Here is a 21,595-nt window from a genome sequence, read left to right as displayed (position 1 = left end):
CTCATCCTGACTTTCAATATCGACCGCCATAACGGCAAGATCGCTGCCGTACCGGCATATAGAGTTTGACGCAAAGGCCACGTCACTGCCGGCAGCTGTCAGAGTATAGTCGGGATCGGCGAGGCTCGTTACGCTTTTTTCGGCTTAAACAGTTGAAGATAGAAGGCGATCCCTGCCATGGGCGATGCGCGCAAGCCGCCGGTAGATGTCACAGTCCTCCTACTCCGTTGTGCTGGCTTTTTTCCTGCGCCGATTGGTGTGCGACTGCGCGACAGCCATTTGCAACTCGGGTGTGACCTCCAATGGCGCATTCTCTGCCTCATGTGGGGTCTGTAGCCCCTGGATGTGGACGGTCGGGAATGGGAGCTCGATGCCCTGTTCCTTGAAGACTTGGCGCAGGCGCACATAGAATTTGCGTTTCATACCGAAGGCGCCTCCCGGTCTGGTCATGGCCTTGACCCTCAATACGATGCCGTACTCGCCGAACTCCTGCACGCCCTGCATCTTGATTGGGTCGAGCACCCAGTGTTTGAACTCCGGATCTTCCGCCAGTTCGAGGCCGATGCGCTTGATCAGCTTGCGAGCGAAGTCGATATCGGTGTCATAGCCAACGGTGATGTTGAATTTGTCGATAACCCAGTCACGGCTCTGGTTCTGGACTGCCCCGAGTTCACCGAAAGGTATCGTGAACAGCGGGCCACGATGGTGGCGCAGCTTCACCGAGCGCAGCGAAAAACTTTCCACCGTCCCCTTGTAATTGCCCGAGGAAATATATTCGCCGACACGAAACGCATCATCGAGCAGAAAAAACACGCCTGAAATGACGTCCTTGACGACGGTTTGTGCGCCAAAGCCCACCGCGACGCCGACGACGCCAGCGCCAGCGATCAGCGGGCCGATCTGGATACCCATGGAGGCGAGCATCATCAGCACCGCCATCACAACGATCAATGCGAGCAGCATGTTCTGGAGGATCGGCAAGAGCGTGTTCAGCCGCGCCTGCTGCGGATCGAGGATCGGGACGTCCTCGTCGCTGATCACAGGGTGCGGTATTTCGATGCCCAGCTTCCGTTCGATCAAAGCCTTGATGATCGACCAGCCGAAATCGGCTGCGAGGGCAATGACCACGACATTGATCAAGCCTCGCAAAATGAACATCGTCGTCGTATCGCTGTCGCGCATCGATTGCATGTTCAGACCCCAGACACCCGCGAGAAAGTAAGCCGCCGCCAGGATCAAAATCATCCGGATTCCGCGATCGATGACAGCGATCGTCACCGCCGGGATCGTAGGCCGGCCGACATCTTCCGAACCCGGCCGCAGGACGAAATTAACCCCGCGCTGTGTCAGCACGATTGCGAACGGCAGGAAGAATGCGGCGAAGGTAAACCAGAAGTATATATAGAGCCCGGCTACACGCTGCAGGAACAGGACGACGAAATAAGCAGTCAACAACCATGTCACTTCCGTGTGACCGCTGTGGCGTACACCGTCTCGCTGCGTTCTTGGCCGACGCCAGATGGCAAGCAGCAACAGCAGCAGCAGCACGAAATCGGCGCCCAGTGACAGGACCATCATTCCGTCCTGATCGATGCCGAGACCCGGCAAGAGGATAAACGCTGCGCCGAAAAAGGCGAAGACGCCGACGATCCGGGGCAGCCAATAGGACCAATGGTCCGCCACTACGTTGGTGATCGGCAAACCCCGAACCTCGACGGCGTTCTCGACGTTCATGAAGGAAGGGACAAGCATGGCCATGACGTACATGCGCACACCCCATGTGAGGACCGCCGCCATCAGGAATGTCAATACAATCTCGCGGATAAGCATCGGCCAGTCGAACAACATAAACGCGCCGGCGCTGCCCAGTGCGAAAGAGACAATCAGCATGCTGGAATAAAGCGCGCGACCACCAATCTTCTTGGCTCGCCCGATTGGCGTATCCTTCGATTGCGCGATAATCCAAAGACGAAATGGACGTGTGACTTTATACGTTGCCCAAGTGAGCGCCAGGCCGGCAGCAATGAACATCGCAATCAGCATAAATACGCTTGCGGACCCCTTGCTGGACATGTCCTGCATGGTCTCTGCGCGAACGCGCGCGAACTGACCTGGCAGCAGGGGCAAAGTTCGCACGATTCGTTCGATATGGTGCCTGACCCGATCGAGCGTCGAGGATGCCATCGTATTCATCTGGCCCGGTGCGGCCACGGCGCCGGACGATGCGTCGGTCGGCGAGGCCCCTGCCTCGGCAGGCGTGCCCGTCGATCCGGCGTCCTGATTTCGTTGTTCCGCCACCCAGGCCTTCACTGTTGGATCGTCGAGAAGCTCGAACAGCTGTTTGACCCTTTCAGGCGGGACGGTCACCGGCGCCTGCGCCTGTGCCTGGCCAGCCAACAAGAGGGCGATCCCAAAGACGAGCGGCCTGGCAACCAGGACAAGCATCGCCGTCAGGTACCCGAGACGCTGCGCCGGGCGCGCCAGGTTCGCGGCTCCCGATCGTCCAATCATGAGTGGCACCGTGCTGTTAACCTTCTGGTCAAAATCGACAAGCGACGACATTATGTCCGTTGTTGCCCTACCTTGGAGAAACAGATGTTGAGGTGCAAGACTTCATCGTTGCGAGCTACACCGACGCCCACCAGGATCCCAGGCCCATACCACGAGGGCATGAGCGCTTGCCATTCAGCCCTGTCTTCTCTTTTTTTGCCTGCCCTAATTCGCCCCGATCTTGACAGAGCGGTGCTGCCATCCGATGCCGTCATCCGCCGACTCTTGCAGAAGAAAACGAAAGCTCGATGATCCACGACGATGCTACCGCAGCCGGTGTGGTCTCGATGTTCGATGCCGAGCAAACCATCGGCGCAACGCTTGTCAGCATCCGCCAGCAGGCCTACCACGTACTGAGCATGGTCGCGGTAGACGATGGGTCGACGGGCGGATCGCCGTTGAACAGTGTCCCTGACGACCGCTTCCTTTGGCAGCAAATCGCTGGCGACGTTTCGGGACTTTTGTTCTGCCTTCGAACCAGGCGCGGGTAAGACGGCGTGGCGCATAATCCTTTGGTTTCAATCGTGGTTCCTGCGCACAATGCGGAGGTAACGCTGGCGCGCGCACTCGATTGCCTTCTCGATCAGGAAATATTGGATTGGGAGGCAATCATCGTCGACGACGCCTCCACGGACAGCACCCCTGCCATCATCGCCGGTTATGTGGAGCACGATGCCCGATTTCGGACATTGAGGTCTTGCGCGTATAGCGCCGCCGGCGCGCGCAACAGCGGGATTTCGACAGCGTGCGGCCACTGGCTCATGTTTCTGGATGCTGACGATTGGGTGGATGCCAGCTTCCTTGCGAAAATGCTGGCCGCACTGAAAACCGCGCCCGATGCAGTGGCCGCCTATTGCGGCTCTCGGCGCGTGATGCCCGATGGCGAACTCACCCCGTCGAGCATTTCAACGGAGGTTGCGATCCAGCCCTTCGAAACATTCGCCCGCCAGTGTGCCATTCGCACTCACGCGCTTCTGGTCGATCGGGAGGCAATTGTCGAGTTGGGCGGTTTCGATGTGTCGCTGCGCACCTGCGAGGACTGGGATCTGTGGCAGCGCCTCGCACGTCTAGGCAAAAATTGGGTGATGGTCGACGAGCCGCTCGCTTACTGTCGGATCAGCCCCAACGCGCTCTCCCGCAATTCGACACAGATGATGCTAGATGCGGAAATCGTGATCGCCCGCGGCTTTTCTGCTGATCCCAGGGTCAAACACCCAGCACCGGCACACGCCAATGGAGCGATCTCGGCGAACGGCAGCACCGCTTCCGAAGCACTCGCGTGGTTCGCGTTGTGGAACGCCGCGTCGGATTGCGGCCGCGGCTGGCACTCGATCAACCCGCAGTCCCTGCGCGCGCTCCCGGCAGGACGTAAGTGGGCGCGTGAGATCGCCACGGTGGTCTTCGATGGCCTTATGGTTGGAAGCCTTTCGGTGCCAGCGCAATTGGCTGCCAGTTGGGACAGGTTCGGCGGCTCCCTCACCGAGTTGATCATCGAACTCGGCAAGGTCTGGGACAATCCCGGCGCCGCTCGCCGCGTCCAGTATCACCTTGAGCAAATGCTTCTCGACGTCGACGATCTTGCCGCGCCGCGCAGACTGGCGCGGACACTCGGAATTCGCGTCGACGCTCGAAATCCGACCTCGATCGACCTTCCGGAAGGAATCGATCAAATCTACGCCTATCTGATGATCGATGGCCATATCGAGGCTGTCGTGCAGTTCGGCGTACTCGGGACAGTGACCGGGGATCATTGGATTGAATTAATCCAGAATGTGGTGCCCGCTGAGCGGCTTGTAGACAGTGCCGCAAGGCTTTCGAGACGATCGCCTGTACCGCAAAAGGGCGCTGGTGCCGACACGTCAAACGCGCTTGCAGCCGAGGCATTGTTGTCCGCAGCCGGACGTCGGCCCGATCCGGAAAGCCACTTCGGCAAACTCGCCCAATTGGCCGCTGAAGCGCGGGAGCTGGTTCGGTCAAGCGCCGAACCTGCACCACCTCCTGCAACGCCGCGCCGAGCACGGACCGCGGACAGGAGTGATCGCACGGCGTTCTGGAACAGCTATTTCGCGACCGAGGACCCGTGGAAGTACGGCTCGCTCTATGAGCAGGAAAAATATCAGCGGCAGCTCGAAATCCTGCCTGATGGCCCCATCGGACGGGCGCTTGAGCTGGCCTGCGCGGAGGGCCACTTCACGCGGCAGCTGGCGCCGCGTGTGGGCCATCTGACTGCAACTGACATCTCCGCCATAGCCATCGAGCGGGCCCGTGCGCGATGCAGCGATCAGCCGAACATTGAATTCGGCGTACTGGATTTCTCCGCCGACGCGCTGCCGGATGAGATGGATCTGATCTTCTGTTCGGAGGTGCTCTACTACCTGGATGATCTCGCAGAGTTGCGGCGCATCGCCAAAAAATTCGCTGGGGCGTTGGCGCCTGGCGGCAGTTTCATCAGCGCACACGCATTCGTGCTGCGTGATAATCCTGAAAGGACGGGCTTCGACTGGAACACATTCGGTGCGCAAGCGATCTCGGAGACGCTGGCAGCGACCGGAGGCCTCGTCCTTGAGCAATCGATCCAGACCGAGCTCTACCGCATAGACCGCTTCCGCCGCCCGTCGCCGGACGATGTGGCGACGGAACCGGTGATCGATCATGTGCCAATCCGCGCGCCCATCGAAATCGGGGTCGCGCGAAATATCGTCTGGGGCGGGGCGCGGGCCTTGCGCCGCGACGTCGCGCGTAGCGAGCGGCGGCAGCGTATCCCTGTCCTGATGTATCACAGCGTCGCCGATGATGGCCCGGCCGCGCTCGCCCGTTTTCGGCTCACGCCCGCCGCATTCGCCAGCCAGATGGCGTGGCTGCGCGCCAATGGCTTTCACGCGATTGGGTCCGAGCAGTTGGAACAGTCCATCGCCAACCGTCACCCTTTCGTTGGCCGCCCGGTGCTCATCACCTTCGACGACGGCTTCCAGAACTTTGCCGACCATGCCTGGCCGATCTTGCGCGCCAACGACCTGACCGCGGAAGTGTTCCTGGTGACGGATCTGGTGGGCGAAAGTGCAAAGTGGGACGCCGATATCGGTCCGCCGACGCGGCTTATGGACGCCGGGACGGTGCGACGCCTCTCCGCCGAAGGTGCGTTTTTCGGAAGCCATCTGGCGTCGCATCGCGCGATCGATGGCCTGTCGAGCTGTGACCTGGCCGCCGAGCTCCTGCGCTCTCGTATGTTCATCGAACGGTGGACTGGTCGGCCAACCACGGCGTTGGCGGCACCCTTCTCCGTCACCGACCGACGGCTCGGACGGCTTGCCAAGGAGTGCGGCTATCGGATCGGCTTCGGCGGCAGACACGGGCCGGCGAACCTCGATTGCGATCCCATCGACCTTCCACGCATCGAGATTCGCGGGGATCGCTCGCTCGATGACTTTGTTGCCATTGTCGAGGCGGTGCTCGAATGAAGCAGCCGGTCGCTCACCGATAGTCGTCGTCGCTTACTGATTTGCACCAACCTCAGGCCTTAAGTGAGGCTCAGGTCCCGTTGATCTCTGCTTGGCCGATCTTGCGCCATCGGGCGTTTTCGCGAACCAATCTCAGGTCGCCGGTCGTCTCGGCAAATGTGCGCGACCGGTATTGCCGGAGCAGGTCCGGGAAGAGCGCCCCTTCCGGCAGGCTGGCAAGCTGCTCGCGGACCGAGATCTTTTCATCGATGACCCGCATGCCCCAGGCATTTTCCCGAACCTGCAGCTCCGCAGCCAAATCGCGCTCTTCCGGCGCGTTTTCGTCCAGTGCAGCCAGCAGAATCGAGTGGAAAAGCGCTACATAGCCAATCTGTCTCAGGCCGCCTACAACCCGGACGCGCGGCAATATGGCAAGGACGAGGAACGTCAGGAACAAGTTCGGCAGCAGCACGCCGTCCAAAAGCGCCTGCCTGAGATGCGGCCGCTCGAACGGGATGGAAAGACCATGCGGCCTGTCAGGCTCGATCAGACGCCCGTTATCGAGGACAAGCTTGCGCACGCGCTCCTCGCGAACGCCCCAGAAATAGGCCGTGGCATTAGGCAGGAATCTGCCAAACGGGCTCGATTCGGCCTCTTGCAAGGCACGTTCGAGACGCTGGCGCCTTGCGGGCTCAATGAGCAGCCTGGAAAGAAGGCTGCCGTCATTTTCTAGATGCCGCGCCATGGCAGAAGCGGCGAGCCGATCATCGATGAAAACCGGCAGGGCCATGCCGGAACGATCCCAATCGGCGACCAGATCCTCGTTGAGGGCTGTCAGCGCGTCGGCGGCGGTTCCAAACACCTTGTCCTGGCTGGCAAGCAATGTCCCCAGCCAGCGGCTGGCATCCGTTTCATCGCCCACTGCCTCGAGCGCGCGCTTGTTGAGGGAGACGGGACCGGCCACGCAGGCGCTTTTGCGGCACAGTTTGTGGCGCCCCATGCCAAACAGGTTGACCTTGTCGTCGCCGACATCGAGCCATCCCGGCCCCTCCCGGCCAATTGTCTCCATGGTCATCGTCGTTCCCATGAAGCCGAAGAAGGCCGACAGCCCGTTTTCGACCGCGCCGAGCCAGGCAAGCAGGAGGGCATCGAAGGTGATCCTGTCCATCAGAAGCAGGCAGTGCAGGCCGGACTGAATCACCGGTCTGTCCTCGAACTCTTCGAGGGCCTTGCCGATCTCTTCAGGCTGCATGATCACGCCAAGGCGCTGATGCAGGACTTCGCGCAGGATCGAGCGGGCAGCGATCGCCGGGTCCGATGCAGGCCTTGCCACCGGCCGCCACAGATAGCGGGCGTAATCGGCAACCGGTGCATTCCAGTTCTGCTCGATGTCACGCACGACTTCCGGGCAGAGCAGCGACAGCACAGCCAGAATTTCCGCCGGAGGCGTAGGGGTTGGATCAAAGACAGCGGTCATCAGAACCGCAGCCGCGCCATGCTCAGGAGGTCGTGGTACCGCCCGTCGGTAAAACCGGCCTTCACATGCCGGCCTTCAACCTCGAATCCGTGGCTTGTGTAGAGACGGATGGCTGGTTCGTTGTCGGCATAGACGGTCAATTCGACCCGCTTCAGGGCGCGCCAGTTGTCGGCCACGTCGAGCAACGCGCCAAGTATGGCAGAGCCGATGCCCTTGCCGACAAAGGCATCGTCAAGGCCGATATTGATCTCGCCGATATGCGAACGGCGCGGCGAACCCTGTACGACTAGGCTGCCATGGCCGACGACCTTGCCGTCCAATTCCGCAACGATCCAGGTGGTTTCCTGGCCGGACTTGGCGATGCGTCGCTCCACCTGCTCGACCATCTCGAAGGGCATCCTGAGCGTGCCCCAGCGGAAGCCCGGCATGTTGAAGATAGCGCAAAGCGCCTCCGCATCGCTTGGCCGGACGGATCGGAGCTGCGGCTGGATTTTCTCGGAGGATGGCGAGGTCGTGCTGGTCATGGCGTTTCCGGCGAAGGCAATCGGCCCGCCACGATGCACCAGACGTCACCCGGAAATCCAGCCTTCTCTGCAACCTATGATGCCGATTGCGAGCTGAAATACCGGGAGGCGGCGTAGAGTTTGAAGGCGCCGCTGATCCCGATCCAGCCGAAAAGGGCGAGCCATAACAATGTCCCGGTCGCCGTCCAGTCGATCCGGTGCACCGCAGAGTCGGCGATGACGAGGCCAAGGATGGCAAGCAGGCCAACCAGAAACTGCGCCAAGCCGAGCACCAGCAGTTCCTCGCGCGGCGCGCTTCTCCAGACGAGATATGTGCCGCCCGCACCGGCGAGGAAGATGGCGCTGTAGACCTGAGCGTGGAAGGCATCGACCGGCCATGGCCAGATGCTGTTGAACGTCAGGGGAAACAGCAACAGGCCGACGCCATAGAGCCCGAGGACCGCCGATTCCACCCGCATGTAGCCGCGCCATGCGGGGTTTAGGATCGCGCTTTTTGCAGAAGGACGGGCCCTTGCCCGCCACAGGAACAGCCCGGATACCGCGACCGAAGCAAGATAGACCAAAAACCAGAGCCAGGGCGCTTTGCGCTCGAAGTTGAAATAGCCGAGATTGATGAACGAAGCCACCGAGACGACGACGGTGAAGATGAAGGCCATGACGAGCACGAGCCTGCCGGGCGACCAGCGATTCCAGAACAGCAGCGCCGCCATCACGACCATTTCGGCGGTGTAGAAGCCGCCGAGAAAGCGGGCATTGAACGGCGTGACGGCCCAAGGCCAGCGCGGCTTGACCAGCACAGGTGCAAAAAACAGGCCGGCGCCTACGATCAGGACGATGATGACGGCTGCGGAGAACAGGCGCAGGGCTGCGGGAAATGGTGGGTTGTTGGATGTCGGCATGGGAGAAAGCCCCAAACATGAATGCCCATGAACCACCATAGTGCCGCTTGCCGCCGATGAAAATCCGCCGAATGGGAATTGAACTGCCACCAGGGCTTATCCATTAGATAGCCGTACGGTCCGTTTCGAAGTAAGATTGAGCACTTGGACCAAAGACCGGTCCGGTCAACACACCCCGGGGGCGCATTTTCCGGAGCCTGCACGATGAACGAAGCTCAGGATCTGTTCTCGCTTCTGCGGCAATCGACCGATGTCGATCCACTGGCAATCGACGCGATCAAGCGAACCATCGCGGAGGGCAAGGACCGCGAACTTTGCCGCATCAATGCGCCAGCCTTCGCCAGCAAGCATGGCCTCGACGAGGAGCGGACCATAGGCGCCTTTCTCCACGCGGCGCGGGTGGGCATCTTCGACATTTCCTGGAATGTTCTGTGCCCCGGCTGTGGCGGCGTGCTCGACACCAACGCCACGCTGAAAACCCTGCAGAAGGACGAATACACCTGCGCGCTGTGCTCCGAGGGTTATTCGCCGACCCTCGACGAGATGGTCGAGGTGACATTCACCGTCAGTCCCCGCGTGCGCAGGATTGCCGCCCACAATCCACACGAACTGCCGATGGTGGAATATTTCAGCCAGATCTACTGGGCGTCCGGCGTTGATCTGCCGGAAGAGGATTTCGCGAAGACGATCGAAGCGTTCTCGCTGGAGGATATCGAACTTGCGCCCGGTGAAAAGGCGGTTCTGCCCATACAGCTTCCGTCCGAATTCATCATCGTCTTCGAGCCGGTCACCCATTCAGCGCAGTTCATCGACGTGAAGGGCGAACCGACAAAGGAGCGCCGAAGCCTCTCTTTGGTCTTCGACCGCGACCATGTCCAAAACCAGACGCTGGAGATGCAGCCCGGCCCGTTGCGCATTTCGCTGGAAAACAGGACCGACACCCGCGTGCTGCCGACGGTCTTCATCGCCGGCCAGGCATTGCATGATTTGCTGGGCAAACGCCGGCCCTTCCTGACCGCCAAACGCCTGCTCACCAACCAGACGTTCCGCGATCTCTATCGCACGGATACGCTCGACATCAACCAGCGCCTGAAGATCACCAGCCTGACCTTCCTGTTCACCGACCTGCGCGGATCGACCGCGCTTTACGAGCGGGTGGGGGACCTTTCCGCCTTCGATCTCGTGCGCGCGCATTTCCAGGTTCTGAACGAGATCGTCGCCGCGGAGGCAGGCGCGGTGGTGAAGACGATCGGTGATGCTGTGATGGCGACCTTCGCGACGCCTGATCGTGCGATTGCCGCGGCCCTCAGGATGCGCGATGCCATGCGTGCGCTCAACGAGCAGAGCGGGCGCGAGGATCTGCTGCTCAAGATCGGCGTCCATGCCGGCCCCTGCATCGCCGTGTCCATGAACGAGCGACAGGACTATTTCGGCCAGACGGTCAACATTGCTTCACGGGTCCAGAACCTGGCCAACGCACAGGCCATCTTCGCCACCCGTGCGGTGGTCGACGACAATCTCACCGCCGATCTGTTGCGCAGGAACGCGCTGACGCCCGTGCCTCACGAAGTCTCGCTGCGCGGCATCGAGCGGGAGATAGCGGTATATACGATCCCCTGAAGATTGGGCCTTGAAGATTGGGCCCCTGAAGATTGGGGCCATCTCCGCCCTTCACACGCGTCTAGCGATAAAATAACGATCGGCGGGTACCGAAGGGGGCGGCGGGAGGCGTTGCAACTGTGGGTGATCGAGCGGCGTGCCGCTGACCGCGATGCCGCCGACGCGAAGCAGGCGCGCGGTCAGATCGGGTAGCCAAGTAGAAGTCACTGCATCGCGATCTTCATAGCCGGTGCCAAGGTCGGCATGAACCAGAGCGGCGTCGATGCCAATGAACTTGCTCGCCGTCTCGCGTATTTCGCCGAGCACGAGATTTTCAGCTTCGGGAATTGAGCTGGAATGGGCGGCGAGTGCGCGGTCGAATGCCACGATCCGGCGCCCGGGCAGGCGCTCGCGCAGATGGTGGAACGTCCGTCCATTGCCGAGGCCGAGTTCGATCACGGGGCCCTCGATCTTCGCCACCTCCGCGCAGACTTGATCGAGAATGTCGCGCTGTGCGGTCATCCTGCGGATGAAACTCTCGAGCCGACTCATATGCGTTTGTGTGTCCTGAACCAGCTCAAGAGATCGGCAATGCCCGCGATTAAACCCCGATCGAGCCTCGTCGCATATAGAGGCCAACGATGAACACTGCAACAACCGAACAGGCTGCCGACGAGGATCGTACCGGTGGAGTTGACGGCCCGGCGCGCCGGAATAGTGATGTCATTTGTATGGGTCTGCGGCGTCCCGCAAGCCGTCCCCGAGGAAGTTGAACGCCAAGATGACGAGAATGACGGGGAGCATCGGCAAAAGCAGCCATGGATAGAACGCGATGACGCTAACGCTGCGCGCCTCGGTTAGCAGGATGCCCCAGCTGGTTGTCGGCGGCCTCAGGCCGAGCCCGAGGAAGCTCAGCGCCGTCTCGCCCAGGATCATGCCGGGTATGGAGATCGTCGCCGTCGCGATCAGATGCGACATGAAGCCGGGAATGAGGTGCCGCCGGATAATGCGGCTGCTGTTGGCGCCCATCAATTGCGCTGCCAGAACGTAATCCTCCTCGCGCAAGGCAAGAAGCTTTGAACGCACGGCCCGCGCCAGTCCGGTCCAGTGGAGCAGCCCGAGGATGACGGTGATGCCGAAATAGATCAGGATCGGACTCCAGGTTATCGGCATGATCGCCGCCAGAGCCAGCCATAGCGGAATACTGGGGATCGATTGCAGAACTTCGATTATCCGTTGAACGATAAGGTCGAAGATACCGCCGTGATAGCCAGCCAGTCCACCTATGACGATGCCGAGCAGGAAGCTGAAACTGATGCCGACAAGGCCGATTGTCAGTGAAATACGTGCGCCATAGATGATGCGCGAGAGCACATCGCGCCCCAGCCTGTCAGTGCCGGCCAGAAAAAGCTCGCCGTTTTCAGCAGGGCAGACAAAATGCCTGTCACCTTCGATCAGGCCCCAGAACCGGTAACTGTCGCCCTTGCAGAAGAAACGGATCCGCTGAACATCATCCGGTTTCTCGATGTAGTTCCGCTTGAGCGTATCCATGTCCAGCGTCATCTGGCGGCCATAGACGAACGGCCCGACGAGTTGGCCGTTGTGGAACAGGTGCACCCGCTGCGGCGGCGAATAGATGTAGTCCATGTTGCGCGTGTGCAGATTGTAGGGCGCCAGGAACTCGCAGATCAGTATCCCGAAATAGAGCGCTGCCAGGAATATGCCGGATACAAGGGCAAGCCGATGCCGTCGGAATTTCCACCACATCAGGCGCAACTGCGACGCCTGAAAGACCTTCGACTGCTCCGCCGTCATCGCCTCGACCGATTGCAGGTCAAAGGGCGCGATGGAGACGTAGTGTTGCAGTGGGGCACCCGGAGCGGGCAGCGGCGATTGCGTGTTCATTTTGTGCTGCCGCCCTGCAAACGAATTCGCGGATCAAGGAGCGCGAGCGCCAAGTCGGAAATCAGGACGCCGATGACCGTCAGGAAGGCGAGGAACATCAGGAACGACCCCGCCAGATACATATCCTGGCTTTGCAGCGCTCTGATCAGCATCGGCCCGGTCGTTTCCAAAGACAGCACTATCGCGGTGATTTCGGCACCGGAGATGATGGCCGGCAGGATAGAGCCGATGTCGGAAATGAAGAAATTGAGCGCCATGCGCAGCGGATATTTGACGAGCGCCCTGAAGGGATGAAGGCCTTTGGCGCGCGCGGTCACGACATATTGCTTGTGAAGCTCATCGAGCAGATTGGCGCGCAGCCGCCGGATCATGCTTGCCGTGCCGCCGGTGCCGATGATCAAGACCGGGATCCAGAGATGGGCGAGGATCGACTTCGCCTTGGCCCAGCTCATCGGCTCACTGAGATATTGCGGGTCCATGAGATGGCCGATGGAGGTGCCGAACCAGATATTGGCGAAATACATCAGGATCAGCGCCAGCATGAAATTCGGAATGGCAAGGCCGAGAAGGCCGAAGAGAGTAAGGCCGTAGTCGCCCCAACTGTACTGATGCGTGGCGGAGTACATGCCGATCGGAAAGGCGATGAGCCAGGTGAATATGATCGTGACGAAGGAAACCAGCACGGTCAGCCACATTCGGTCCCCGACGACGTCGCGAACCGGCAACTCATACTCGAAGGAATAGCCGAAATCGCCGTGCAGCATCCCACCGACCCAGTAGAAGTAGCGAATGACCGGCGGCTGGTCGAAACCATATTCCTTCCGCATCATTTGGATGCGATCGGAATCCACCGCTTCGCCCTGAGCCCGAAGCTCGGAGACATAGCTGTCGAAATAGTCGCCTGGGGGAAGTTCGATGATCGTGAACACCAGCGCCGATATGATCAGCAGCGTTGGAACCATCACAGCGATGCGCCAGACAATATATCGAAACACGCTCAGGACTCTCCAAGCCAGAATGTATCCGGCATGTAGACACCGAAATAGGCGGTCGGGTCATAGCCGTAGAGCGCCTTGTCAGGCAGATTGCGCAGTCGTGAGGACGCCAGAACCGGCTGATGTGTTCCGTTCACCGTGCCGATCGAAAACACCTGATCGGTGTAGATCGACAGCATTGAATTCCAGATTTCGGCGCGCTCCGCGGCATCGGTCGATGCGTTCCAGCGCTTGAGTAAAGCCACCAACTCGACCACTTCAGGAAGATCGGGCGCCTCACCCATCTTGCCATGGGACAGATAGTAAGCACCCCAGAGCGGCCATTGCAGCTGGTCGTCGATGGTGGGGGCCAACTGGTACGGGTTCATGTCGGGGGTCGGCACGCCATTGTCGATGCCCGACCACATCGACATCATGATCTGGCCGCCAAGCGCGCGGCTGCGGAAGATGTCGCGCTGGGAAGTCCGTACGAACAGGGCGATGCCTATCTGGCGCCAGTGATCGGTGATGAGTTCGAGCGCGTCGGTTTCCAACGTGCTTTCGCCGGCCGTTTCCACTATGATCTGCGCCGGGCGTCCATCGGGAAGTATCCGCAGGCCATCATCGTCGCGCGCCTGAAGCCCGACCTCGTCGAGCAGGGCGTTGGCCTGGTCGGGATCATGGGCGACCCAGGCCTTCGCGAATTCCGGCCGGTAGAGCGGGCTCTCCGGCAGGACCGTATCTGCACTTTCCTGTGCCAATCCGTAGAACACTGCCAGATTGATCTCGCGCCTGTCCACGGCGAGCGACAGTGCGCGGCGCACGCGCACGTCACGAAAAAGGCCACGCCACACCTGATCGGCACAATTCAGATTGGGCAGCAGCGCCAGCCGCGAACCCTGAGTGCGTTTCCAGAGATGCATCTTCACCGGGTAGCGCTTCTCCGTATCCTTCAGGAAGGAGTAATCGGCGAAGTCAATTCCCATGGCTTGCAGGTCGCTCTCGCCCGCACCGGTCTTGGCGGAAATGATGGCCGACGAGCTGACGTTCAAGACAATCCGGTCAACATAGGGTAGTTGCCGGCCATTCTCGTCTGTCCGATGGAAGAACGGGTTTCGCTCGAAGATGAACTGCTCAGCCGGCGGTTTGGTCCGGTTCTGCCAGGGATCGAGCGTCGGCAGCTCCGGGTTCTCCGGGCGATACTGCCGCGACATGCGGATATGCAGGAGCGTCCATTTCTGGACCCGGTTCTCCGTCATGAGGCCGGCGAGCCGGAATGGATCCTGGTATTTCTTGTGGAACTGCTTGAGATAGGCGGCCGGCAGGACAAGCGATAGCGGCGAGGCGGCAGCGAGCTTGGGCAGGAAGTCGGGATTTGGCGCCTCCCAACTGTAGCGGACCGTCAACGGGTCGACGATCTCGAAACGTGGCGGCTTGCCATCCGCCAGCAGGCCCGGGGCAAGGCCGCCTTGCGAAAGCTCATCGTTCAGCCAGACATCTTCCCAGCAATAGCGAAAGTCCTCCGGCGTCAACAGGCTGCCGTCAGACCATTTATGTCCTTCCCGCATCTTGAAAGTGAAGACGCGATCATGGACTACGTCGAAACTTTCGAGAATGTCGGGTTGCATGTTAAGCTTTTCGTCATAGCCGACCAGGCGAGCATACCCATAGATCGTCATCATCCGGATGTCTTTCTGGCTGCCGATGATCGTGCGCAGCGTGCCGCCATACTGGCCGGGCTGCCGGCCCATCGCAGCGAGATTCAACACGCGCGGGCTCTTGGGCAGGCGCTCTGTGAGTCCCGGCAGCGCCCTGGCCTTCAGCTGCGGCAGAAAAAATTCCGGCTCCAGGTCGCCTGCGTGCAACGTGCCCGGCAGAAATGCCGAAGTCATGAGCCCAAGGACGGTGCGCCGGCTGATCAAGGGCGTAGCTCGCTGACATCGGCCGAACGTCGGGCCAGCACGAGGTGGCCGCCGCCAAGATCGAGCGGCGACAGCATACCCTCGTCGCCCTCGTCGCGGAATTGCGGTCCCCATGCGCTGGTGTCGGAGGCGCCGCTGAGCTTCAACGTCTTGAAATCCATCGGCCTGTCGAGATCGGGAAAAGGTACTGCGGCGACCAGTGAGCGCGTGTAGGGGTGGACCGGTTTCCTAAGCAGAATTTCGCGCGGGGCAAGCTCGACGATACGCCCGCCGCACATCACTGCGATGCGGTCTGCCATGTAGTCCACCACCGCCAGGTTGTGGGATATGAATAGGTAGGTCAGGCCCAGTTCCTTCTGCAGGTCCTTCAAGAGGTTCAGGATCTGCGCCTGGACAGAGACATCGAGCGCCGAAACCGGCTCGTCGCAGATCAGGAGTTCAGGCCCCAGCGCCAACGCGCGCGCGATGCCGATACGCTGACGCTGCCCGCCGGAGAAACTGTGCGGATATCGCTTGATGAAGCGCGGATCGAGCCCGATTGCCTGCATAAGGCTCTTGACCGTGGCTAGTCGGGATGCGGCATTGCCCCGTTGATGGATTTCCAACGGCTCGCTCAAGATGTTCTCCACCGTCATGCGAGGTGAAAGCGACGAAACCGGATCCTGGAAGACCATCTGGATTTTCGCTCGCAGCAGGCGCAGGGCGTCTCCCTTGCCTTCCAAGACGTCGATCGGTCCATCGCGGCCGTTGAAGATCACAGAGCCACCGCTGGGGGTGACAGCCCGCATGAGGATCTTGCTGACGGTGGTTTTGCCGGAGCCGCTTTCGCCGACCAGACCCAGGCACTCACCCCGCCTGATATCGAAGCTCACGCCGTCTACGGCGCGAACAGAGGTTTGATGATCCCCGCCGAACCATCCGGACTTGCGGATGGTGAAGGTCTTTTCCAGATCCCTGACCGATAGCAGGATGTCGTCCGGCCCCTTCGATGCCGGCGCCGTCTGTTTGCCGAGCAGGTTCCCGACATTCACAGGCACCTCGCGGAGCGCCTTTAGCCTTTCACCAGGCTTCAGGTCGAAATGCGGAACGGCTGCCATCAGGCCCCTCAGGTAAGGGTGACCTGGCCGGCGGAATATCGCCTCGACAGGTCCCGCTTCCATGATCTCGCCATGGTAGATAACCACAACCTCGTCGGCGACATTGGCGACCACGCCGAGGTCGTGCGTGATCAGCAGCATCGCCATGTTCAGCTTGCTCTGAAGCCCGCGCAGCAATTGCAGGATTTGCGCCTGGATGGTGACGTCCAACGCCGTCGTCGGCTCGTCGGCGATCAACAGGGCGGGCCGGCAGATAAGCGCCATGGCGATCATGGCGCGCTGACGCAGTCCTCCCGAAAGTTCAAACGGATACATGTCATAGGCGCGCTTGGGATTGGGAAAGCCGACAAGGCTGAGCATTTCCTCGGTCCGCGCCTTGCGCTCTGCCCGAGGCAGGGGCGTATGAATCTGCAGGGATTCGCTGACCTGGTTGCCGATCGTGTGCAGCGGCGACAGCGATATCATCGGCTCCTGAAAAATCTTGCCGATGCGGCTGCCTCTCAACGCCCGGATTTCGGGTCCATCACGCGGCATCTGCAGGATATCCTGCGTCGTGCCAGGCTTTTCAGGATCGGAAAATAGGATACGGCCACGAACATGGGCTGTGTTCGGCAAAATGCCCATCACTGCCTGGCTAAGAACCGATTTTCCGGAACCGGACTCGCCCACAAGCGCGGTAACCTTGCCGGGCAGGACGCGAAGATTTGCACGCCTGACGGCATGCAACGGTCCCCCGACAATGGCAAAAGAGATGCCAACATCTTCGACCCGCAGTAGATCAACACCCGAATTCATTCTCACACCAGCCCCACCCTGGCGGCCTGCCGAGCGGCAGGCCCAGAAAGCGAGACTAGCGCATTACCAGCCTAGAGCAACTTGGATTCGAAACGGTCGCCAGTGGCGAATCCGGCGACCGGACTGGTCACCAAAGGTGTTCGGATCAGATTGGGGCGAGCTACTGGAGCTTCCTCGGGTCGCCCGCCGACAGCCGAGCGGCATCGCGATGAAGCAGCATGACCTGCTCGGCCTCCGATCTCCGGTCGTAAGTCGGCTCCAGCGCACGGTCTTCATCGAGTGCGAGAGTGCCCGACAGATCGGGTGAAAGCACCGTCAGCTTCTGCTTGACCCCCGCCAGTTCCTCGTTGCCGAGCGTTAGCCAGCTGTTGGCGCCGCAATAGCTGGCGAAGTCCTTGCTGGCGAGAACGCAGTGCGGATATTTCTTGGTCAGGGTCTGGAGGCGCTGGACCTCGTTTACTGCCGAGCCGAAGACAGAGAATGTGAGCCGATCGGTAAGCCCGACATTGCCGAACATCACGTTGCCCACATGCAGGCCGATGCCAAATTTTATGTCGGCCAATCCCTGTTCCTTCCTTCGCAGATTGAGATCGATCATGCGCGCAGTGGCTTTGTGCGCTGCCGCCAGAGCAGACTGGCAGGCGGTCTCGGACTGCGAGCGATGCCTTTCGCAAGGGTAGACGGCAATGAAGCCATCCCCTATGAAACTCATGATCTGCCCGCCTTTGCGATTGAAAGGTGCAGCAATGGCATCGAAAAACTGGTTCAGCGTATCGATGTAGATTTCGCGGCCGGAAGTTTCGGCGAGCCTTGTCGACCCGCGCATATCGGCCATGACCAGCGCGGCCCGGATTGTGTCCCCCTCGCCGCGCTTGATCTGGCCGTCCAGCACGCGTCTGCCGGCGTCGCCGCCTAGATAAGTGGTCATCATGTTGTCGGCCAGCTTGGTGAGCACCGCCATTTTGGTTGCGATGGCGAGATGGTTTTGGATACGCAGCAGCGCCGAAATCATGCTGTCGGTGAAACCTGAAGCACTGTCGGTAGACCAGGACCCGATCATGCCCTGACTGGTATTGCCGTTAAAAGGATGGACGAAAGCAATGTAATCGGTCACGCCCATAAGCCTGAGTTCATCGAAAACAGGAAATTCCGACGGGACCGACGGGTCGAGCCGACGCCGCAGATGGTCGAGCTTGTTGCTGAGCAGATGGTAGTATGGGCTGGTCAGGAATCTGTCAGAATGGACACCGTCCTTTTTGCGGAAGCCTTCCACTTCCATGCCTTGGCCGCGAACCCAGGTGAAGCCAAGCGCGTCATAGAGCGGATGAAGCATCGAAAAGCTCAAATGCACCCGCTTCAGCGGCAGGCCGGCAGCAGCCAGCCGTTCGCAAAACCCCTTTACCAATGTTTCCAGCTCGTTGCCCGCCAGCGCCGACTGAGTCAGCCAATCGGCAACCTTATCCATGAGAATTGTGGAAATTTCTGCTTGCGCCGTACTCATACCACCTCGAAACCCGTCGAAGACGGAGCCATTATCCTTCGATCCGCCATAACACAGTCCGCCAGCGACCCAAAGATACCCCAAAGTCAACGAGGCCGGCTTCGGCGGCAGAACGGCGAAAGAATTTCCCGAATGACCGTCCTTGCAACCAAGGAACAGGCTTAACTGCATTCATGTCTTGTGGCGTTATGTGGCGAAGCTGCGGGCGGAGTGCAATCACGATCCTGACATCGCCCAGAAAATTCGCCGGCTGGGGCGCAGTCAGGCCTTCACCACCGTCTCTCGGACGAGCCCGAGACGGCCAAAAACATTGCGTGTGTCGACGATCAGAAGGGCGTGATCAGCGATTGTCTGATAGTCGATCGCGTCATGGTCGGTTGCAACGACGACAGCATCGAAATCCTTCAAGGCCGCCTCGGTCAATTCGACCGAGCGGCGCCCCTTGATCGCCATATGCTCCCTTGTGGTCGGGATCTCGGGAACATGCGGATCGTGGAATTCCGCCTTGCCGCCCCATTCCTCGATGAGTTCAATGAGCCGCAATGAGGGGCTTTCGCGTATGTCGGGCACATTCTTCTTATAGGCGAGCCCGATGATGAGAATGCGCGAGCGGCTGAGCGCCTTGCCGCAGCGCCGGTCCAGCGCTTTCGCCAGTTCATCGACCACATGACGCGGCATAGCAGTGTTGATCTCTGCCGCCAGCTCGATGAAGCGGGTCGGCAGTTCGTATTCGCGCGCCTTCCACGTCAGGTAGAAGGGATCGATCGGAACGCAGTGCCCGCCCAATCCGGGGCCAGGATAGAAAGGCATGTAGCCGAAGGGCTTGCTCTTAGCCGCCTCGATCACCTCCCAGATGTCGATGCCCATCGCGCCGAGCACGACCTTCAATTCGTTGACGAGGGCTATGTTGACCGAACGGAAGATGTTTTCCGTCAGCTTGACTGCCTCGGCGGTCGCCGTGGTGGAAACCGGAACGACGGTTTTGACCACGCCTTGGTAGAAAGCCTGCACGAGCGTCGCCGCTTCAACGCCGTCACCTGCCACGACCTTCGGGATCGTCGCGACTTCAAAGCTGCGGTTGCCGGGATCCTCGCGTTCGGGCGAGAAGCCGAGGAAGAAGTCTATCCTCGACTGCAAGCCGGTTTCTTCCAGCATGGGCTTGATCACGTCGTCGGTGGTGCCGGGATAGGTAGTAGATTCCAGCACGATGAGGTGGCCGAGACGCAGATGCTTTGCGATGGTGCCAGTCGTGTTCCTGACAAAGGAGAGGTCCGGCTCACGGTTTTTCGTCAGCGGTGTCGGAACGCAGATGATGATGATATCGCAGACGGACAGTTCGGCAAAATCCGCGGTGGCGCGGAACCGTCCACTCGCCACGTGGTCTGCAAGGGCTGTCGACGTCACCGCCTCGATGTAGGATTGGCCGCTGTTCAGGCTCTCGACTTTCTGGGCTTCGATGTCGAAGCCGAAAACCGGGAAGCCGGCGCGTGCGACCGCAATTGCCAGCGGCAACCCGACATAGCCCAATCCGATCACGCCGACTTGCGCGGCGTGCGTCGAGATACGGTTCAGCAGACGGTCATATGCCGATCGTGAAGCGTCCAAAAATCTGCTTCCCCGTTAATTCGGATAGGCTGGCCGTTCCCATGGCGCGGCTTACCATGGTCCCAGGAACCATGGCCGAGGCATATTGCGGAAAAAGGATTCCCGCAAGCCGTCATCAGACCGGCAACTTTGCCTTCAAGCTTGCGGCAGCCATCGCATAGCCGCCGGCGGCACCATCTATGAAATGAACGTGATCGCGCTGCAGAGGCGAGGCGACGAGGCATGTCATCAAGGCCGATTTCTGGCGGTGTAGGCCATAGTTGCAGATGCCCGCCTCTTCCGCCTGTTTCAGCCGGTTCTCGATCCGTTGCAACACATCAGCGTCAACGTCGATGGTCATCTTCAAGCCGTCATCGAATTTCCGGAAATCCGAATTGCTGGCCACGTCGCGTTTGTAGATTTTCGGATCGAAACTGCCGATCGTCCAGCCATATCTATCGGTGACGGCCGTAAGCGTCATCAGGAACACTATCCACACCTTCGACAACCACCGCCGTCCCGCCGGCGCCGTGGCTCGCGCCTCGATATCCAGGCCGGCGGGCAGCAAACTGTAGTCCGGTCCGTTCACCGGCACCGGGTGGCCATCGCGTTCCTGCCTGCGGGCAAGGGCGATGATGTCGGATGCCAGATACTGAAAACCGCGCAAGTCGCGCGACGCCCCCGGTATGGCTATGATCGAGACGATTTCGCCATGCCGGGTTTCGATCGGGTTCCAGCGGCAGGAGAGGCCGGTCAGGTCCGGCCGCGCGCCGGCCGGCGCAGGATCGATGCGGTAGCGCCCCGCTTTCATCTCGGCTTCCGCCCAACTGCCGCCACCGCCGGCGAACATGGCGTAGAAGACCGCTTCGGAGGCCTGGAATCTCGCCACGCGAACGTCGAGGCCTTGGGCTCGAATATCCTTTATCGGCACGATTGCGGCTCGCAAGGTCAGGTCCAGTTCGTCCGCCACCCATCTCTGGACAGCCGCCAGCGCATTGCGGGTGATCTCCAGCGCCGAGCCGGGAAACGCGACGAGCGCGCCGTCGCCGCCGAAGACAAAGGGCAGATCTTGCCGACCCAGCGCATTGATCAGCGCCGAAATGACGCTGGCGCCGGCCATATTGACTGTTTTATAGCGTCCAGCCTCGATCGCCTTGGTCGAGCCGACAATGTCGGCGGTGGCCAGCGCCCAGCCATCGGGGAGAGGCCGATAGTTGTCGATATCGGCAACGCTTTCGAACTTTGCGAAGACCGGCAGAGAAGCGACAAACGGGTCGGACGCGGCAGCTGTTTCCATGAGCATCAGATAGCACATTCCACTGCTTGAAGGT

The 21,595-nt window shown here is 60.4% G+C and carries 15 protein-coding genes; 3 read left to right on the top strand and 12 right to left on the bottom strand.

Features of this window, described 5'->3' with window-relative positions; genetic code table 11:
* Nucleotides 1-219: 219 nt before the first annotated feature.
* Nucleotides 220-2,562: a mechanosensitive ion channel family protein gene (locus tag NKJ01_RS21190; protein ID WP_352730684.1), complete on the bottom strand. Its 2,343-nt coding sequence runs from the start codon at nucleotides 2,560-2,562 to the stop codon at nucleotides 220-222.
* A gap of 236 nt (nucleotides 2,563-2,798) precedes the next feature.
* Between NKJ01_RS21190 and NKJ01_RS21185 the strand changes: the two genes are divergently transcribed.
* Both NKJ01_RS21185 and NKJ01_RS21180 read left to right on the top strand, forming a co-directional pair.
* Nucleotides 2,799-3,041, top strand: coding sequence for a glycosyltransferase (locus tag NKJ01_RS21185; RefSeq protein WP_352730683.1), 243 nt, complete (start codon nucleotides 2,799-2,801; stop codon nucleotides 3,039-3,041).
* Nucleotides 3,042-3,047: 6 nt separating this feature from the next.
* Nucleotides 3,048-6,008, top strand: coding sequence for a glycosyltransferase (locus tag NKJ01_RS21180; RefSeq protein WP_352730681.1), 2,961 nt, complete (start codon nucleotides 3,048-3,050; stop codon nucleotides 6,006-6,008).
* Between the two features lie 70 nt (nucleotides 6,009-6,078).
* On the opposite strand, the gene NKJ01_RS21175 is transcribed toward NKJ01_RS21180, so the two are convergent.
* The 3 genes from NKJ01_RS21175 to NKJ01_RS21165 all read right to left on the bottom strand — a co-directional run bounded on the left by NKJ01_RS21175 (nucleotide 6,079) and on the right by NKJ01_RS21165 (nucleotide 8,887).
* Nucleotides 6,079-7,464, bottom strand: coding sequence for a hypothetical protein (locus tag NKJ01_RS21175; RefSeq protein ID WP_352730679.1), 1,386 nt, complete (start codon nucleotides 7,462-7,464; stop codon nucleotides 6,079-6,081).
* Nucleotides 7,464-7,988 carry a GNAT family N-acetyltransferase gene (locus NKJ01_RS21170; RefSeq protein WP_352730677.1) on the bottom strand — a complete coding sequence of 175 codons (525 nt, stop codon included), beginning with the start codon at nucleotides 7,986-7,988 and terminating at the stop codon, nucleotides 7,464-7,466. Before NKJ01_RS21170 ends, NKJ01_RS21175 begins: the two co-directional genes overlap by 1 nt.
* 74 nt (nucleotides 7,989-8,062) lie before the next feature.
* Nucleotides 8,063-8,887, bottom strand: coding sequence for a hypothetical protein (locus tag NKJ01_RS21165; RefSeq protein WP_352730675.1), 825 nt, complete (start codon nucleotides 8,885-8,887; stop codon nucleotides 8,063-8,065).
* 204 nt (nucleotides 8,888-9,091) lie between these two features.
* Here NKJ01_RS21165 and NKJ01_RS21160 point away from each other — a divergent pair, with 204 nt between their 5' ends.
* Entirely contained in the window at nucleotides 9,092-10,507 is a 1,416-nt protein-coding gene (locus tag NKJ01_RS21160) for an adenylate/guanylate cyclase domain-containing protein (protein WP_352730673.1), read from the top strand.
* Between the two features lie 51 nt (nucleotides 10,508-10,558).
* On the opposite strand, the gene NKJ01_RS21155 is transcribed toward NKJ01_RS21160, so the two are convergent.
* The 8 genes from NKJ01_RS21155 to NKJ01_RS21120 form a co-directional block, all read right to left on the bottom strand.
* The gene (locus NKJ01_RS21155) at nucleotides 10,559-11,038 is read right to left on the bottom strand and encodes a class I SAM-dependent methyltransferase (RefSeq protein ID WP_352730671.1); all 480 of its coding nucleotides are present in this window, start codon (nucleotides 11,036-11,038) and stop codon (nucleotides 10,559-10,561) included.
* 171 nt (nucleotides 11,039-11,209) lie between these two features.
* Nucleotides 11,210-12,391 (bottom strand): ABC transporter permease, encoded by a 1,182-nt coding sequence (locus NKJ01_RS21150; RefSeq protein ID WP_352730669.1) that lies wholly within the window; start codon nucleotides 12,389-12,391, stop codon nucleotides 11,210-11,212.
* The gene (locus NKJ01_RS21145) at nucleotides 12,388-13,386 is read right to left on the bottom strand and encodes an ABC transporter permease (protein ID WP_023767396.1); all 999 of its coding nucleotides are present in this window, start codon (nucleotides 13,384-13,386) and stop codon (nucleotides 12,388-12,390) included. Before NKJ01_RS21145 ends, NKJ01_RS21150 begins: the two co-directional genes overlap by 4 nt.
* 2 nt (nucleotides 13,387-13,388) lie before the next feature.
* The gene (locus tag NKJ01_RS21140; protein ID WP_352730667.1) at nucleotides 13,389-15,287 is read right to left on the bottom strand and encodes an ABC transporter substrate-binding protein; all 1,899 of its coding nucleotides are present in this window, start codon (nucleotides 15,285-15,287) and stop codon (nucleotides 13,389-13,391) included.
* Nucleotides 15,284-17,179: an ABC transporter ATP-binding protein gene (locus tag NKJ01_RS21135; protein ID WP_023762170.1), complete on the bottom strand. Its 1,896-nt coding sequence runs from the start codon at nucleotides 17,177-17,179 to the stop codon at nucleotides 15,284-15,286. Before NKJ01_RS21135 ends, NKJ01_RS21140 begins: the two co-directional genes overlap by 4 nt.
* A gap of 160 nt (nucleotides 17,180-17,339) precedes the next feature.
* Complete coding sequence (locus NKJ01_RS21130; RefSeq protein ID WP_352730664.1) at nucleotides 17,340-18,680, bottom strand: adenylate/guanylate cyclase domain-containing protein; 1,341 nt, start codon at nucleotides 18,678-18,680, stop codon at nucleotides 17,340-17,342.
* Between the two features lie 261 nt (nucleotides 18,681-18,941).
* Entirely contained in the window at nucleotides 18,942-20,285 is a 1,344-nt protein-coding gene (locus NKJ01_RS21125; protein WP_352605640.1) for a nucleotide sugar dehydrogenase, read from the bottom strand.
* Nucleotides 20,286-20,400: 115 nt separating this feature from the next.
* On the bottom strand, nucleotides 20,401-21,561 hold the full coding sequence (locus NKJ01_RS21120; RefSeq protein ID WP_352730755.1) for a DUF3095 domain-containing protein: 1,161 nt from the start codon (nucleotides 21,559-21,561) through the stop codon (nucleotides 20,401-20,403).
* Between the last annotated feature and the right edge of the window lie 34 nt (nucleotides 21,562-21,595).

It is taken from the genome of Mesorhizobium sp. M0276, from assembly GCF_040321755.1.
Classification (GTDB): domain Bacteria; phylum Pseudomonadota; class Alphaproteobacteria; order Rhizobiales; family Rhizobiaceae; genus Mesorhizobium.
This window is presented reverse-complemented; position numbering and strand designations above follow the sequence as displayed.

Coding starts and splice junctions, on each gene's coding strand:
- NKJ01_RS21135 (WP_023762170.1), bottom strand. CDS start 17,179: ATGAATTCGGGTGTTGATCTACTGCGGGTCGAAGATGTTGGCATCTCT.
- NKJ01_RS21175 (WP_352730679.1), bottom strand. CDS start 7,464: ATGACCGCTGTCTTTGATCCAACCCCTACGCCTCCGGCGGAAATTCTG.
- NKJ01_RS21120 (WP_352730755.1), bottom strand. CDS start 21,561: ATGGAAACAGCTGCCGCGTCCGACCCGTTTGTCGCTTCTCTGCCGGTC.
- NKJ01_RS21150 (WP_352730669.1), bottom strand. CDS start 12,391: ATGAACACGCAATCGCCGCTGCCCGCTCCGGGTGCCCCACTGCAACAC.
- NKJ01_RS21185 (WP_352730683.1), top strand. CDS start 2,799: ATGATCCACGACGATGCTACCGCAGCCGGTGTGGTCTCGATGTTCGAT.
- NKJ01_RS21190 (WP_352730684.1), bottom strand. CDS start 2,562: ATGTCGTCGCTTGTCGATTTTGACCAGAAGGTTAACAGCACGGTGCCA.
- NKJ01_RS21130 (WP_352730664.1), bottom strand. CDS start 18,680: ATGAGTACGGCGCAAGCAGAAATTTCCACAATTCTCATGGATAAGGTT.
- NKJ01_RS21165 (WP_352730675.1), bottom strand. CDS start 8,887: ATGCCGACATCCAACAACCCACCATTTCCCGCAGCCCTGCGCCTGTTC.
- NKJ01_RS21155 (WP_352730671.1), bottom strand. CDS start 11,038: ATGAGTCGGCTCGAGAGTTTCATCCGCAGGATGACCGCACAGCGCGAC.
- NKJ01_RS21160 (WP_352730673.1), top strand. CDS start 9,092: ATGAACGAAGCTCAGGATCTGTTCTCGCTTCTGCGGCAATCGACCGAT.
- NKJ01_RS21170 (WP_352730677.1), bottom strand. CDS start 7,988: ATGACCAGCACGACCTCGCCATCCTCCGAGAAAATCCAGCCGCAGCTC.